13 protein-coding genes are annotated in these 14288 nt (G+C 58.1%); 7 read left to right on the top strand and 6 right to left on the bottom strand.

The window, feature by feature from the left end; translation table 11 throughout:
• Positions 1 to 25: 25 nt before the first annotated feature.
• Complete coding sequence (locus MTX78_RS12455; protein ID WP_243794488.1) at positions 26 to 688, bottom strand: HAD family hydrolase; 663 nt, start codon at positions 686 to 688, stop codon at positions 26 to 28.
• 408 nt (positions 689 to 1096) lie between these two features.
• On the opposite strand from MTX78_RS12455, the gene MTX78_RS12460 reads away from it, so the two are divergent.
• Complete coding sequence (locus tag MTX78_RS12460; protein ID WP_243794495.1) at positions 1097 to 1342, top strand: hypothetical protein; 246 nt, start codon at positions 1097 to 1099, stop codon at positions 1340 to 1342.
• Positions 1343 to 1413: 71 nt separating this feature from the next.
• Here MTX78_RS12460 and MTX78_RS12465 read toward each other — a convergent pair whose 3' ends face one another.
• Together MTX78_RS12465 and MTX78_RS12470 are read right to left on the bottom strand one after the other, a co-directional pair.
• Complete coding sequence (locus MTX78_RS12465; protein WP_243794504.1) at positions 1414 to 2490, bottom strand: nucleotidyltransferase domain-containing protein; 1077 nt, start codon at positions 2488 to 2490, stop codon at positions 1414 to 1416.
• A gap of 70 nt (positions 2491 to 2560) precedes the next feature.
• Positions 2561 to 3409, bottom strand: a complete 849-nt coding sequence (locus tag MTX78_RS12470) for a nucleotidyltransferase domain-containing protein (protein ID WP_243794512.1) — start codon at positions 3407 to 3409, stop codon at positions 2561 to 2563.
• A gap of 144 nt (positions 3410 to 3553) precedes the next feature.
• Here MTX78_RS12470 and MTX78_RS12475 point away from each other — a divergent pair, with 144 nt between their 5' ends.
• From MTX78_RS12475 to MTX78_RS12490, 4 genes are all read left to right on the top strand, one after another.
• Positions 3554 to 3964 carry a DUF2268 domain-containing putative Zn-dependent protease gene (locus tag MTX78_RS12475; RefSeq protein WP_243794514.1) on the top strand — a complete coding sequence of 137 codons (411 nt, stop codon included), beginning with the start codon at positions 3554 to 3556 and terminating at the stop codon, positions 3962 to 3964.
• 110 nt (positions 3965 to 4074) lie between these two features.
• A complete protein-coding gene (locus tag MTX78_RS12480) occupies positions 4075 to 4809 on the top strand; it encodes an SGNH/GDSL hydrolase family protein (RefSeq protein WP_243794516.1) in 735 nt (244 codons plus the stop codon).
• Positions 4810 to 4950: 141 nt separating this feature from the next.
• The gene (locus tag MTX78_RS12485; protein WP_243794519.1) at positions 4951 to 6657 is read left to right on the top strand and encodes a M28 family metallopeptidase; all 1707 of its coding nucleotides are present in this window, start codon (positions 4951 to 4953) and stop codon (positions 6655 to 6657) included.
• A 46-nt stretch (positions 6658 to 6703) separates the two neighbouring features.
• Positions 6704 to 7747 (top strand): S41 family peptidase, encoded by a 1044-nt coding sequence (locus MTX78_RS12490; protein WP_243794521.1) that lies wholly within the window; start codon positions 6704 to 6706, stop codon positions 7745 to 7747.
• Positions 7748 to 7759: 12 nt separating this feature from the next.
• Here MTX78_RS12490 and MTX78_RS12495 read toward each other — a convergent pair whose 3' ends face one another.
• A complete protein-coding gene (locus MTX78_RS12495) occupies positions 7760 to 8815 on the bottom strand; it encodes an SDR family oxidoreductase (protein WP_243794523.1) in 1056 nt (351 codons plus the stop codon).
• A 154-nt stretch (positions 8816 to 8969) separates the two neighbouring features.
• Positions 8970 to 10052, bottom strand: coding sequence for an alpha/beta hydrolase (locus MTX78_RS12500; protein ID WP_243794525.1), 1083 nt, complete (start codon positions 10050 to 10052; stop codon positions 8970 to 8972).
• 208 nt (positions 10053 to 10260) lie between these two features.
• Between MTX78_RS12500 and MTX78_RS12505 the strand changes: the two genes are divergently transcribed.
• A complete protein-coding gene (locus MTX78_RS12505) occupies positions 10261 to 10866 on the top strand; it encodes an SMI1/KNR4 family protein (protein WP_243794527.1) in 606 nt (201 codons plus the stop codon).
• 121 nt (positions 10867 to 10987) lie between these two features.
• Here MTX78_RS12505 and MTX78_RS12510 read toward each other — a convergent pair whose 3' ends face one another.
• Positions 10988 to 13612, bottom strand: coding sequence for a polynucleotide kinase-phosphatase (locus tag MTX78_RS12510; RefSeq protein ID WP_243794529.1), 2625 nt, complete (start codon positions 13610 to 13612; stop codon positions 10988 to 10990).
• Between the two features lie 55 nt (positions 13613 to 13667).
• On the opposite strand from MTX78_RS12510, the gene MTX78_RS12515 reads away from it, so the two are divergent.
• Positions 13668 to 14273 carry a hypothetical protein gene (locus MTX78_RS12515; protein ID WP_243794531.1) on the top strand — a complete coding sequence of 202 codons (606 nt, stop codon included), beginning with the start codon at positions 13668 to 13670 and terminating at the stop codon, positions 14271 to 14273.
• Positions 14274 to 14288: the final 15 nt, after the last annotated feature.

Here is a 14288-nt window from a genome sequence, read left to right on the forward strand (position 1 = left end):
ACGAAGCCAGTGGTAACAACCCTTACTAGAGCAGAGGCAACAGTTCCGGCAAGGCACTGATACGATATGTAGGACCTAGCGGCAAATTGTCGGCTTCCTGGCCGAAGCCATAGCTAGCCCAACAGGAGGCAATGCCACAGTTGCGGGCGAAACGCAGGTCAGGTGCTGTATCACCAATCATGAGCGTGTGGGCAAGACTAACGTTGGGGAACCGAGGCTGAATTACTTGCGTGAACATGGCTGGGTCAGGCTTGAGCGGCAACACCCGGCCGGGCGCATCACCGAGAATCAGGCTGAAATACTGGCGCAGTCCTAGCCGGCTCAGCGAGGTTTCTAGCAGCGGTAAGCCTTTGTTGCTGATAACGATAGACTCTTTACCACTAGCAGCAGCAGTAGTCAAGACTTGCTCCGCTCCCGGAAACACGTTCACCAGTGCCTCCGATTCGGAGTTGTAGATAGCGCGGTACGTATCCACCCAGATGGCTGGCAGCGGCGGTGTACCAGGCGGGTGCAGCCAAAGTAGCATCTCGGTCAGCAACAATCCCCGCCCTACCGCTTCTTCCATCAGGCTCTCATCAGGTGCGGGGTACTCTAATATTTCAAAGGTACGGCGCATCGCGTGCTTGATGGCCTGGCGCGAATCGCATAGGGTACCGTCGTAATCAAATAGCAGCAGAGAGTAAGGCATAGGGCACAAAAGTACAAGGTCGCCCAAGGTAAGACCAAGCGTCAGATACACGCGCCCAAATAACGCAAGCCTGTGCCTCTATGCCACTTCCTACGCTCAAGACAACACCAAGCACACCCTATAACAGCAGCGAACAGCCTCATATTGAAAACAGGCGGCACTCGGCGGCGTACCACTTGCTTAAGCTGCGCACGGGCGTTATGTAGGTAAGCCCGCTACATTCTCGATATGGCTACGCCAGTATTGACCTAATAAGAAATTTTTGTTTGGAACGACGGCTATCAGGCGCAAGAGCTGGCTTCATAGAATAAGACGAAACAGAATTATTTAAAGTTTTCTGGCTGATACACAATTTCTGGCCTCACTCTTGAGTTTATAACAGCATCACACACCTGACCTCTACTTCCTATGATCCGGACTCTGCTGCTGTTTTTTGCCCTGCTACTTGTAAGTGGTGTAGAATCAACCCCGGCCGAAGCGGGCCGTCCTACTGCCTATGCTCGCGCCAAAATGAAAGCCAAGCGGTACACTCACCGCCCCAGCTATAAAATTTACAAAGGCCACCGCAGACGCGGCCATCGTAGCCTGTTCAACTTCAACAAGAGAAGCCAAGCCAAGACCAAGCGCACCCCTACTCGCTCTAGCCGCATTTGAGCAGGCTCTAGCACCCAGGTAGCTTCCAGCTACAAAAAGGTCCTTCTCCCACACTCGGAGAAGGACCTTTGCTATTTGGCAGCTCCGTACCACGCCCGCCGTGTCTGGATCAGCAGTAGCTCCGTGGCGGCTTTGTCGGGGGCTTCGGGCAGGCTGGACGCGGCAAAGGCAGCTTCCACCCGCTCTACTAGGGTTTCTGCTTGCTGCACTAATTCCTCGTACTCGAACTCGCCCCGGCGGATGGCTAGCAAAAACTCCCGGTCGGGGCGACGGACCTGGAGCTGGCTGGTGAGGGCAATTTCCTCGGCCATGCGCAAGAGCCGGAACACGTGCAGCATGTTTTTGGCGTCGTAGTTTTTGCCGTGCTGTACAGTGTTCTGGTACCGCTCGGCATTGCGCTTGGCTACCCACTCGTGGTACTCCCGAAACACCCGGCAGTAGGTGCTGTAGCCGTTGCGGTTGAAACTCAAATACGCCACCGGCTCCTCTCCTTTCGGCACCGCCGACAGCAGCACGTCCTGCGAAGTTTCCGGGTCGCGCACGAGGCCCCGGTAGCCGTGGCGGCCGTTAGGGTCCTCGTCGATGAATAAGGCGTAGAGGTCGGTGAGGTGGGGCACATTGGCTAGGCCGCACTGCGCGGCGCTGAGGCCCTGCCGGGTTAGCCACGGCTGCACTGGCTGCGCGCCGGCGCCTACGGTCACGTAACAGAAATCTAGCACCGATTTCCGGCTTGGGGGCTCGGGATGGTTGATTTTCTTGTTCAAACCTTTGGCTTTACGAATCTGCGCTACGGCATACTCGGCGAAGCTCTGCCGACAAAGCTTGGACAGAAAATTTTCGGCTCGAAATGCCTCGAACAACGGGTGGCGGTATACCACGCAGTCGGCCGGGGTGCCGAGCAGTTCCAGCACGGTGGGGTTGTTTTTGAGTAGCAACTCTACGAAGCGGCGCAGCTCGTAAAACACTTCGTCGTTGGTGGCATTGGCTACCTGCGGCACGTAATCGAGCCCATAAAACTCTTCTTCTGGCAGAATAAACACGCCTTTCAAATCGGTATCGGAGTGAGGCAGATGGGTGCCGTAGGCGCGGCTGCCGCTAATGGCTTCGAAGAGAATAAGGCCGCGCTGGCGCAGGTCGGAAATGGTCATGGGTTGTGCTTTCGGCGCAGGTGCTGAGTTGTGCAACGGAGGCAAAGTTTCGCAGAGGCCGGCGGAAGGTTTAGGAAGAAGCTGGAAGCAAGGTTCGGAACAAGGCGTCTAGCGCGGGCGTAGGGTCGGCCACTCTAGCAATAGGCAGCGTGGCGTGGGCGGCCAGCGCGGCCTCGTATTCCGCTTGCAAGAAATCGACCAGCAGCGCCGGACGAGGCACAGTGGTTTTCTCGTCGGCCGTGGCCTTTCGGGCCAGCAACTCGTCTACCACCTCGTTCAACTCGGGCGGCAGGACCTGCCGCAGCTGCCGGAATTCCATGGGCGGCACCTCGGTGGGTTGCAGCTGAATCCAGCGGGCCGCCAGTGAGGAGCGCAGGGCATAAAAGAGCCGCTTCAAGCGAACATCTGCGGCAACTAAATCGTCTTCTACCCCGCGCCGCATCAACCCGGTGTAGTGGTTCAGCCCGGCCCGCGCGTTCCAGCAACTGGTCAGGTGCGGCGCAAGCTGGGCTTGAAATCCGGCTGCTTCTGCGTACACCACCGGCGACTGTAACCACTCGAAAAGCGCGGCATTAGAACCGCGCAGCAGCTTCAGTGCTTTGCGCAGCTCCCAACCAGCCAAGTCTAGCTCGTCGTCGACCGGAAAGTTGAGCGTGTCGGCGCCGTCGTCGAGCGTTAGGTACCAGTCGGTGGGATGAGCGTAGATGAACCGCACGTCGTAGTCGGAGTTCGGGGAGGGGAAGCCCCAGGCCCGACTGCCCGACTCGCAGGCGTAGAGAATCCGGATGCCGTGGGCGGCTTCGAGCTGGGTAAGGGCGGTTTGGATGCGGGTCAGCATGTAGTAGCCAGCAGTGCGCAGGTAGCAGTAAGGGCGAAAATCCAGTGAAAGTAGCTTGAACCACCGAAAAGGGCTTGCCATACTTGTGCTTAGCCCTACTTTCGTTTGCTTGAACTCTGCTGCTATTGGCTATGCCAGAAAGGCCACCAAACTGCCAATGGTCCTGGCGTTGATACCTTGGAGCTACTCCTGGTGCGACGTAACCGCTGCGGTCCGATAACGAACATGCCAAATTTGGTGACGCACGAAATGACGCACAACGTGCAGCAGCCCAACGACGGCACTTTGCTCGGGGCCGCTATTCGGGAAGGCATGGCCGATTTTGTGACTGAGCTGGTTACTGGCTTCCTTGGTAATAACGCCCGCTTGCACGAGTACGGCAACGCCCACGAGCAGGAGTTGTGGACTGCTTTCCGCCAGGAAATGAACGGCACCTATACCAAGAACTGGCTGGCCAACTCCGAGCAGGAGACGCCCGAAAAACCCTGTGACCTTGGCTACTACGTTGGCTATAAAATCTGCCAGGCGTATTACACCAAAGCGCCCAACAAAAAGCAGGCTGTAGCTGCCATGCTGACTACCAAAGATTTCCGCGTGTTTCTTGCCCAGAGTGGCTATGCATTGAAGTTTCCCTGATAACCCTGTCGGGCGCTCAAGCAGCAGACAAGCCGCCGGAATAAGAGGAAACTTGCGCTGTCTTCCTACCTTACGCCCCTCCATGCGCACTTCTTTAAAGTAAACTTCTTATGAAGTGGATCCTAGTTCCGATGTTGGCCTTGAGCTTTCTGACCACCCCGCTCCTAGCTCAACAAACACCACCAGCCAAGCAGGAAGACCCTTTGCGTACCGACTGGGCTAAACTCGCCCGCTATGCCGCCGCCAATCAGCAGCTACCCGCCCCCGCCGCCAACCGGCCCCGCGTGGTGCTGCTCGGCAACTCCATCACCGATTCCTGGCCCAAAGCCGACCCCACTTTTTTCGCCGACAAAACCTATGACTATGTGGGGCGGGGCATCAGCGGGCAAACTTCACCCCAGATGCTGGTACGCTTTCGGCAGGATGTATTGAACCTGCGCCCTGCCGTAGTGGCCATTCTGGCCGGCACCAATGACGTAGCCGAAAACACCGGCCCCTACGACCCGCAAGCCACCCTCAATAACATCATGTCGATGGCGGAGCTGGCCCGGGCCAATGGGGTGCGGGTAATTCTGTGCTCGGTGCTGCCTGCCACCGAGTTTCCCTGGCGCAAAGGCTTGAGTCCGGGACCTAAGATTGTGGCCCTCAACGAGCAAATAAAAGCCTATGCCCGCCAGCAGCAGTTCACTTACCTCGATTACCACGCCGCCATGGCCGACGCCCAGCAAGGCCTCAACTCTACTCTCGCCACCGACGGCGTGCACCCTACCCTAGCCGGCTATCAGGTGATGGGGCCTCTCTTGCAAAAAGCCGTAGCGGAAACCCTCAAGAAAAAGCAAAAGTAACTTCCTGTTCAACTGACAAGCCTTCGTAGATAGGACCTTAGCAAGTAGATGCTAGTTTCCCTCCCTTCAGAATCCAAGGAAAAATCAGCTTTTAGCTTGTAATCCTAGAAAGCGTTGCGCTTGTCTTTCTCACCCTACGCTATGAACCGCCAACCGACACTACCTGCCTTACTACTGCTCTGCACCACCACATTTTCTGCTCTTGGCCAGACAGTTGCGAAGCATGAAGGCAACCCCGGCGCTGGTAAGCCGCCGCGTTATACCGCTGCTCCCCCGGCCGCTACCATCACCGCCGCCACTATCAGTAAGTACCTGCAAGCCGTTTCCTCGGATGAGATGCAGGGCCGCAAGCCGTTCACCGTGGGCGAAGAACGCAGCACCCAGTACCTGGCCGACCAGTTCAAGCAGCTCGGCCTCAAACCTGGCCCCGATGGCAGCTACTTCCAAGCCGTGCCCATGGTGGAAATTACGGGTACTCCTGCAGCTACCATGCAAATCAAGGGCAAAAGCCAGAACCTGAGCTTCAATTACAAGACTGACTTTGTGGCTTTTACGCAGCGTGAGCAGGAGCAAGTGCCCGTCACGAACTCGCCGCTGGTGTTTGCCGGCTACGGGGTAGTAGCGCCCGAGTACAAGTGGGACGACTACGCCGGCCTCGACGTGAAAGGCAAAACGGTGGTGATCCTCGTCAACGACCCTGGCAACGCCGGCAACGACACCACGTTCTTCAAGGGTAAGGCCATGACCTACTACGGCCGCTGGACCTACAAATACGAGGAAGCTGCTCGCCACGGCGCGGCCGGTGTGCTGATTGTGCACGACACCAAGCCGGCCGCCTACCCCTGGTCGGTGGTGCTGAGTGGGGCCACCAGCCCGAAACTGCGCGCCCAGACGCCCAACAAAGCCGCCGATAAGTGCGCCTTAGAAGGGTGGCTGACCCTAGACGCTGCCAAGAAACTATTCCAGGCCGCCGGCCAGAACTACGACCAGCTCTACGCGGCGGCCAATAAGCCCGGCTTCCGCCCCCGCCCCCTCGGCGACCTTACCCTCACGACCAGCATAGCCAACAAACTCCGCCGCCAGACCAGCCGCAACGTGCTGGCCGTGCTGCCTGGCACTACCCGCGCTACCGAATACATCGTCTACTCGGCTCACTGGGACCATTTCGGCGTGGGCAAAGCCATTGCCGGCGACTCCATCTACAACGGCGCCGTGGACGATGGCACCGGCCTGGCCGCCTTGCTAAGCATCGCCGAAGCCTTCCAGAAAGCCCCGCAGAAGCCTGCTCGCAGCATTGTGTTCTTGGCCGTGACCGGCGAAGAGCAGGGGTTGCTCGGCTCGGCCTACTATGCCCAGCATCCGCCCTACCCCCTCAACAAAACCGTGGCCGACCTGAACATGGACATGCTTTGGCCCTACGGCGAGATGAAAGACCTGACCGTCATCGGCTACGGCCAATCAGAGCTAGAGGACTACGCCCACGCGGCCGCCAAAGAGCAGGACCGCTACGTGCTGCCCGACCAAACGCCTGAAACCGGCATGTTCTACCGCTCCGACCACTTCAACTTCGCCCACGTAGGCGTGCCGTCCCTCTACGCCAGCGGCGGCTTCGAGAGCCGCACCCGCGGCAAGGAATACATTGCCCAGCAGCGCCAGAACTACACCACCAACATGTACCACAAGCCCGCCGACCAGTTCGACCCGAGTTGGGACCTGTCCGGCATTGCTCAGGATGCCCAACTCTACTTCCGCGTCGGCCAGCGCCTCGCCGCCGAAATCACGTTCCCGAAGTGGCGCGCCGGCTCGGAGTTTAAAGGGGCGCGGGACAAGAGTATGGGCGGGAAGTAGTGGAACTCAGAACCAACCCTTCGCCCGTAATCCGCATCTTCGCTGCATGAAGAACCTCGGATTACTTGTGTTCCTATTCATTGTCACGCAGGCGGCCCGCGCCCAAACTGCGCCAGCCGCACTTCCCGATTCCGTTAAGGCCTTTCTGGATAAGAGTCTGACGCTGCTGGAAACGTACTCGCTGGAGCGTGGCACTGTAGACTGGCCCCAGCTGCGCCAGACGGTCTACCAGAAAGCCCAAGGCGCCCAGTCGGTGCGGGAGTTGCTGCCGATTTATCCGTTTGTGTTCGAGCAACTCAAGGACGACCACGGCTGGCTGACCTACAAAGGCAAAACCTACAAGTGGCGTAACCCTGCCTGTACCCCTTACGCCAACACCGTTGTAAAGGCGGCGCTGGCCAAGAAGCCGGGTGTGTTGGTGAAGATGCTGCCTGGCAACATCGGCTACGTGCAGTTGCCGGGCATCAACGCCGGGGGCAGCCTGCAAGCCATGCGCGACGCGGCCCTGGTGGTGCAAGATTCCCTGTGCCGCCTCAACCCCGATAAAGCCAAGGCCTGGATAATTGACTTGCGCCTGAACGACGGTGGAGCTATGGCTCCCATGGTGGCCGGCATCGCGCCCCTCATCGGCGACGGGTACCTGGGCGGCTTCGTTGATAAGGACGGCAAGCCCGATCAGCAGTGGTACCTCAAGCAGGGTAATTTCTACATGGATACCATGCGCGTAACCACCCTGCAAAACCGTTGTCCCGTTCGCAAAACCAATAAGCCCGTGGCCGTGCTACTCAGCGGCATGACGGCCAGCTCCGGCGAAATTGTAGCCATCAGCTTGAAAGGCCGCCCTACTACCCGCTTTTTCGGGGAGCCTACGTACGGCGCTACCACTGCCAATGAGAGCTACCGTATTAGTGGCAACTCCTACCTGACCATTGCCGGCATGCAGGAAACCGACCGTAACAAAGTCGTGTACCGCTCCAGCATCGTGCCCGACGAGCTTGTCACCGGCGGCGACAACTTCACCGACCTAAGCAAAGACACCAAAGTAGCAGCAGCCCTGAAGTGGCTGAAAACCGCAAGAAAGACTAAATAAGGTGCTTTTTCGTTACGGGATGATTTTCTCGGCTTTCAGCTGCTCGAACTGATTGCGGAAGGACGTGAAGCTGTCGAGGTGCATGTCGTGGAAACCAGCGCGGCGCAGCTTATTAACATCGAAGAAGGCATCGGCTTCCACGTTGAAGATAAAGTCGCCGAAGGGCCATTGTACTAGCTCGTCCAGGGTGTGAGATTCAAGGTTGTACTTCTGCACCATCTGCTGCCACAACTCCGCTTTGTCGGCCATATACTCTTGCAGCGGAAATGTGATGGGCTCGGCGTATTCCACCCCGAAATACTCGGCAAACTTCGGCCACAACTGGCTCCAGCGGAAAACGTCGCCGTTGGTAACGTTGTAGATTTCTTCGCGGCATTCGTCGTGGGTCGCCACCCATTCCATGCCTTTGGCCAGCAACGTGGCATCGGTCACGTTCACGAGCACCTGATAGGCCTGTAAGCTACCCGGGAACCGGAACGGCACCTTCAATTCCTTGCACAAGCTAGCGTACACGGCAATAAGGTTAGCTAGGTTCATGGGGTTACCTACGGCAAATCCCACCACAATATCAGGTCGCACGGCCGTCCAGCTCCACTCCTTACCAGCGGACTGCTCGCGCAAAAAGTCTTCCTGGCTGTAGTAGAAGTTCGGCGGGAAATGGCGCGGATCGTTTTCCAAGGCCGGTGTCTTGTAGCGGCCAAGGTGGGCTCCGTAGGCTTTACCGCCCTGAATGAAGGTGATATGCCGGAAGTTGGGTGCTACCTGTTCCAGGCCAGTTACGAGGTTGCGCAGCAAGGCCAGGTTCACGTCCGTCTGGGCGGCCAGGGTTTTGCCTTCGATGTAGGCCGCGTAGAACACGTGCGTAACCTCGCGCAGTTGCTCGGTCTGCTTGGCTACGGCCTCTGCGTCCAGCAAATCCAGCTGCACGTAGCGCGCTTCCGTTTCGTAGTCCAGCGCCGAAGCCGACGTAACCAGGGTGTTCCAATTGCCGGTAGAAAGCAGGTAGCTGACAGCATTGCGGCCAATGATGCCGTTGCCGCCGACTACAAGAATGGTGTTAATAGGCATACAGAAGTGGTTTTACTATCAAGAACTTAAAGCCATAGTCCGTCATGCAGAGGCGGAGCCGAAGCACCTCGCGTGCTTTGTCAGGTTCGTTCAGCGAAGCGGTAGAGATGCTTCGGCAAGCTCAGCATGACGTCCTTTCCGGTTGAAGCGTCCCTTAGGAGTGTGGTAGTACGGCATTCGGTGCGGCGGTAGCTACCGTATCCGCAGCTAGTTCGATTACGGAATTCAGTTGAGCTGAACCATGCAAGGCCGTTCGCAAAGAAGCAACCATCAGGTCCCAAGCACGTTGCGCGGACTCTTGGGGGCCAAAGTGGGTGAAAGCATGGTCCACGCCTTCAAATTCTTGGTGCGTGACGGTTACGCCCTGCTCACGCAATTTCTGCGCGTATTCATTGCCATCGTCGCGCAATAGGTCGTACTCGGCCGTGACGATGAGGGCTGGCGTTAGGCCGGTTAGGTCTTCGGCCAGCAACGGTGAAGCCAGCGGGTTGAGACGGTCGGCGGGACAGGGCACGTACATGTGCTTGAAAAACGAGGCCAGCTCAACGGAAAGCACCTGCTTCTTGCGCGGTACGACGTGCTTGTGGTCGGTACGTTCGGCCAGGTTGAGCGACGGATAATCCAGAATCTGTAGCGCCAGCGCAAACTCCTGACGCTCTTTTACCAGCAACGCCACTCCTGCCGCTATACTGCCGCCGGCGCTGTGGCCGCCAATGGCCAAGCGGCTGGCATCGTAGCCGAGTATAGCCGCTTGCTCGTGCACCCACTTCACCACCTCGTAGCATTGGTAAATGGCCGCCGGGAAGGGGTGCTCGGGGGCCAACGTGTAATCAACGTTCACCACCAGACACTGCGCCTGATGCGCCAAATACTGGCACAGCAAATCGTCTAGCTTCGGGAAGCCAAGCACAAAGCCACCGCCGTGGAAGTTGACGTACACCGGCAGCGGCCCATTGGCAGCCTCAGGCCAGTAAAACGTGGCAGGAGCCGCGCCGTGGGTCGTAGCCACCTCCCGCTGCTCAATAGCGCGCATAGCTACTTTCGGGAAGTGCACGTTGCGGCGAGAAGCAGTGCCCTTGATGAGCTGCCGCAACAAAGCCAACCGGATACGGCCGGCTGTCGTGATACGCGCGCAATTATCTGCCTGAATAGTGTAGGGTTTGCTTCGCCAAACCCACGTGAGAAACCCGGCCGTCAGGACTGGGGTCAGTAAAAGAGCTGCTGTTTTCTTTTGCATGAATCGGTTGCTGTTGGAAACGTCTTGGGCAGGTCTTCTAAAGGACACAAAGGCTTCGTAGTTGCGTGCTCCATCCTATCTGCCGCCCAAGCTGCGTTCATACGGAACGCAACCGAAAAGGGAAGTCGACTGTAAACACGTTTTCATCGGGCACTGGCACGATGCACCAACAATCCCATCCTCTTACCTCACAGTTGTTCAGACATTTATGCTACCTGCTATAGACATCACAACTTTCTGGGATGATTCCGACTACTATACCAACCCCGCCCCCCTTACTCCAGCTATGGTCAGCCAGGCGGAAAAGCAATTAGGCTACATGTTGCCCGACTCCTACATTCAGTTGCTGACCAGCAAGAACGGAGGTACGCCGCGCAACACGCGCTTCCCTACCGCTACCCCCACGTCCTGGGCCGACGACCACATTGCCATCAGCGGCATCTGCGGCCTTGGGGGCCAATGGGGCATTGATTCCATGGAGTTGGGCAGCAAGTTTATGCTGGAAGAGTGGGGTTACCCTCCTATCGGCATTGTGGTGGCGCAGTGCCCTTCAGCTGGTCACGATGCCGTTATGCTGGATTACCGCCGGTGCGGCGCCCAAGGTGAGCCACAGGTCGTACACGTGAGCGTGGAGGAAGACGAGGAACCGAACATCACCTTTCTGGCAGACAATTTTCAGGAGTTTCTGGCCGGCCTGGTAAACGAGGAGCAGTTTGCGGTGGCCAGCTCCAACGATGACTTTTCTGACTTTCAGACGTTACCAGCTGCTCCAGCTAATGAAACAGCAACTGGTAGCGCCCCGGACCCAAGTTAACTATCTGAACCAGGTGAATCTGCTCTAGTTTTCCAACCAGTTGCAGAAGCCTACCACTAAACACGTACGATTCTGCACCAATGGCGCAGAATCGTACATAATGTAACGAACAGTAAGTATGTTACAGCCGCGGGTCTACGGCCTCACTTTCCAGCGCCAGCACCCCGAACACACATTGGTGTACCTCACGAAGCGGAGCACCAGCTACGAATCGTTCTAGGCTTTCCACGCCGAGGGCAAACTCACGCAGGGCCAGGTTGCGCTTGGCCTTCACGGCGCGCTCCTTCAGGCGCTCCAGGTTGCCCGGCAGCAGGTAGTCGGGGCCGTAGATGATACGCAGGTATTCGCGGCCCCGGCACTTGAGGGCGGGCTGCACCAAGGTTTTAGAATTTTTCGGGATGAAGTCGTAGGGCTTAACCACCATGCCTTCGCCACCAGCGGCCGTAAGGTCGGTCCACCACTGGATGGTGGCTTCCACTTCCGCTGGGTCTTGGGTAGCGACTACGCGGTACGGCGTGGCGCGGAGCAAACCGGGGTCCTGCAGGCTGAGGGCGCGCAGGGTTTCCATATGCCAGGCGTGGTCCTTGTCGAAGTAGGTGCGGCCCTCGGTGGCGAGCAGGTGGAAAGGCGCCAACCGCAAATCGGCGAGGCTCTCCACCGGCCAGCAGTAGCGGCGGTAGGCTTCGGCGTAGTGGTCGGCGGCGGTGCGGCGGGCCGTGGTACGGGCTAGCAGGGCTTCGAGGCCGTCGATGTTGCGGGCGGTGGCTTGCTCTAGCGCGGCTTCGGCCAGGGGCAGCGCGGCGCTGGCCGCGGCCGCCACGGCGGCGTACTGGTTTTTGATTAGGTCCTGCGCTTTGGCCGACCATGGCAGCAGCTCGGCATCGAGGCAGAGCCAGTCGGTTTGGTGTTTCTCCCAAAAGCCAGCATCGGTTAGCGTTTGTTGCAACCGGGTTAGGAAGGCGCTTTCCAGGCCGGGGTCGTTGAAGAAGTTGCGACCGGTGCGGGTGTAGCATTTGCCGGGCCCCTCGCCTACCACACCGAACCGGCGGCGCGCCACATCCTCGTCGCGGGCCAGCACCACTACTACGCGGCTGCCCATGTGCTTTTCCTCGCACACCACGCGCTCCACCCCCATCTTGCGATAGTAGTCGAAAGCCTCGGTGGGGTGCTCCAGCAAGTCGGGCAGCGGGCTGGTTTCCGTCGGCGACATGGTGGGCGGCAAGTAAAGCAGCCACTTGGGATTGAGGGCGAAGCGGCTCATCACCTCCAAAGCGGCAATGGCGTTTTCCTCCCGAATCGTGACTGAAGGCAACAGGCGCGGCCGAATGATTTGCTTGCCTATCACGTCGCGAATGTCGAGCAGGGCGTCGTGCTGTTGCTGCGCGGTGAGGTCGGGGGTGGTTTGCGCGTTGGCGGCTGCTTGCTCCTGCTGAAGGCGCAGGTAGTTGAGCGGGCGCGTCGGCTCGCAGTAAACGCGGGCGGCGGGCACGGCTACCAGTTCCCGCTCGGGGTAACGCAAGGCCGTGAGTTGGCCGCCAAACACGCAACCGGTATCAATATCAATGGTGTTGTTGAGCCATTCCGATTCGGGAACGGGTGTGTGGCCGTACACCACCATGGCCCGGCCGCGGTACTCCAAGGCCCAATTGTAGCGGACTGGCAAGCCAAACTCGTCTATCTCGCCGGTGGTTTCGCCGAACAGCGCGAAAGACCGCACGGCGCCTGAGCCTCGCCCCTGCATGTCTTCGCGCAAGCCAGCGTGGGCCACCACCAGCTTCCCCCCGTCCAGGACATAGTGACTCACAAGCCCATCTAGAAATTGCCGCACCTGGCTCTTAAACGTGTCCGACTCAGTGGCTAGCTGCGCTAGCGTCTCGGCAAAACCGTGCTGTTCGTTTACCTTCTTGCCATTGAGGTGACGCAGCAGTTTGATGTCGTGGTTGCCGGGCACGCAGAGCGCCACCCCGTCCTGCACCATGCGCATCACCAGCCGCAGCACTGCCGGTGAAGCGGGCCCCCGGTCCACCAAGTCGCCAAGGAAAATAGCCCGGCGCCCGGCCGGTGCCGTCACACGCACGCCCAAGTCACGGACGTCCTGCACCGGCTCGGCCTCGATGGTATAGCCAAGGTCGGTGAGCAGCTGCACCAGCTCGTCGTAGCAGCCGTGCACGTCGCCGATGATGTCGAAGGGGCCGGTTTCCTGCTTGCGGTTGTTGTAGAGCGGGTCGCGCACTACGGTCGTCACGGCGTCGATTTCCTCGGGGCCGTTCAGGTGGTAGACGTGGCGGAAGCCTTCGTGCTTGAGGCTTTTGAGGCTGCGGCGCAACTGCACCCGCTGCTGCGGCACCACATGGCGGCCGAGGTGCCGACGCGCGGCCCGAGCGCGGTTGCGGCTTTCGGCCACGTGGTCAGGCACGTCAAGGATGATGGCGGTAGGCAGCACGTGGTAGTCGCGAGCCAGTTGCACCAAGGTTTTGCGGGCTTCGGGCTGCACGTTGGTAGCGTCTACCACCGTGAGCAGGCCGCGCTTGAGGCGCACGCCCACCAGATAATGCAGCAACGCAAACGCGTCAGGCGTGGCGGCTTGGTCGTTCTCATCGTCCGCTACCAGCGCCCGGCACTGGTCCGACGACACAATTTCGGTAGGCTTAAACAGGCGCCGGGCAAACGTGCTCTTACCCGCCCCCGACGTGCCAATGAGTAAGACTAGGGAGAGTTCGGGAAGCTTGAGGGTAGTTAGGGGCATGAGTATAAAGTCAGAGCAAACAAGCTATATCTTCAAACAATTAATTAATGGAATTATGACGCATTCAAATACTAGATACGACGGCCTGCCAACAGTCAGACAAGCATATATGACTGAGTTTTTGGTTGAGTGTCCCAAATGTCTGCGTGCAGCAACTGTAACAACTAGTAGTCCCTACTTCTTCTGCGACGGGCAATTGAACTGTGACAACTGCCAGCACTCTGAAAAGGCAGCTGATCTAATTCGATATCGGGTTTCTGTGAAAAGATATTGCGACAATTGCGGAACACAGTTCGAGAAAGTTATTCCTACTACTATACGTAAGGTTAATGAACTGACTATCTCCTGTCCTCAATGCGGCATCACCAGAACATTCAAGGCCAGAAACGATGAGGTTAGAATTAGTTACGGAAACACCGGCCTTGGCAATGACCCTATTTTTCATTTGCCCTTGTGGTTACAACATACTGTAAAAGCCCAGTTACTATGGGCTTACAACCGACATCATTTGCAAGACATCAAGCAATATATCAGTGCCAAGTTGCGCGAGAGGCAAGCAAGAACTCACACAACTATGGTAGAAAGGTTACCTAATTTTATTAAGGCTTCTAAAAACCGTAACGCCTTACTCAAGGCAATTGAGAAAATGGAGCAAAAGTAGAAGTACAGCCGATAA

Origin of the sequence: Hymenobacter tibetensis (assembly GCF_022827545.1) — a bacterium.
GTDB classification, from domain to species: domain Bacteria; phylum Bacteroidota; class Bacteroidia; order Cytophagales; family Hymenobacteraceae; genus Hymenobacter; species Hymenobacter tibetensis.

Coding starts and splice junctions, on each gene's coding strand:
- MTX78_RS12505 (WP_243794527.1), top strand. CDS start 10,261: ATGCTACCTGCTATAGACATCACAACTTTCTGGGATGATTCCGACTAC.
- MTX78_RS12470 (WP_243794512.1), bottom strand. CDS start 3,409: ATGGCAAGCCCTTTTCGGTGGTTCAAGCTACTTTCACTGGATTTTCGC.
- MTX78_RS12465 (WP_243794504.1), bottom strand. CDS start 2,490: ATGACCATTTCCGACCTGCGCCAGCGCGGCCTTATTCTCTTCGAAGCC.
- MTX78_RS12460 (WP_243794495.1), top strand. CDS start 1,097: ATGATCCGGACTCTGCTGCTGTTTTTTGCCCTGCTACTTGTAAGTGGT.
- MTX78_RS12510 (WP_243794529.1), bottom strand. CDS start 13,612: ATGCCCCTAACTACCCTCAAGCTTCCCGAACTCTCCCTAGTCTTACTC.
- MTX78_RS12475 (WP_243794514.1), top strand. CDS start 3,554: ATGCCAAATTTGGTGACGCACGAAATGACGCACAACGTGCAGCAGCCC.
- MTX78_RS12485 (WP_243794519.1), top strand. CDS start 4,951: ATGAACCGCCAACCGACACTACCTGCCTTACTACTGCTCTGCACCACC.
- MTX78_RS12455 (WP_243794488.1), bottom strand. CDS start 688: ATGCCTTACTCTCTGCTGCTATTTGATTACGACGGTACCCTATGCGAT.
- MTX78_RS12480 (WP_243794516.1), top strand. CDS start 4,075: ATGAAGTGGATCCTAGTTCCGATGTTGGCCTTGAGCTTTCTGACCACC.
- MTX78_RS12515 (WP_243794531.1), top strand. CDS start 13,668: ATGACGCATTCAAATACTAGATACGACGGCCTGCCAACAGTCAGACAA.
- MTX78_RS12500 (WP_243794525.1), bottom strand. CDS start 10,052: ATGCAAAAGAAAACAGCAGCTCTTTTACTGACCCCAGTCCTGACGGCC.
- MTX78_RS12490 (WP_243794521.1), top strand. CDS start 6,704: ATGAAGAACCTCGGATTACTTGTGTTCCTATTCATTGTCACGCAGGCG.
- MTX78_RS12495 (WP_243794523.1), bottom strand. CDS start 8,815: ATGCCTATTAACACCATTCTTGTAGTCGGCGGCAACGGCATCATTGGC.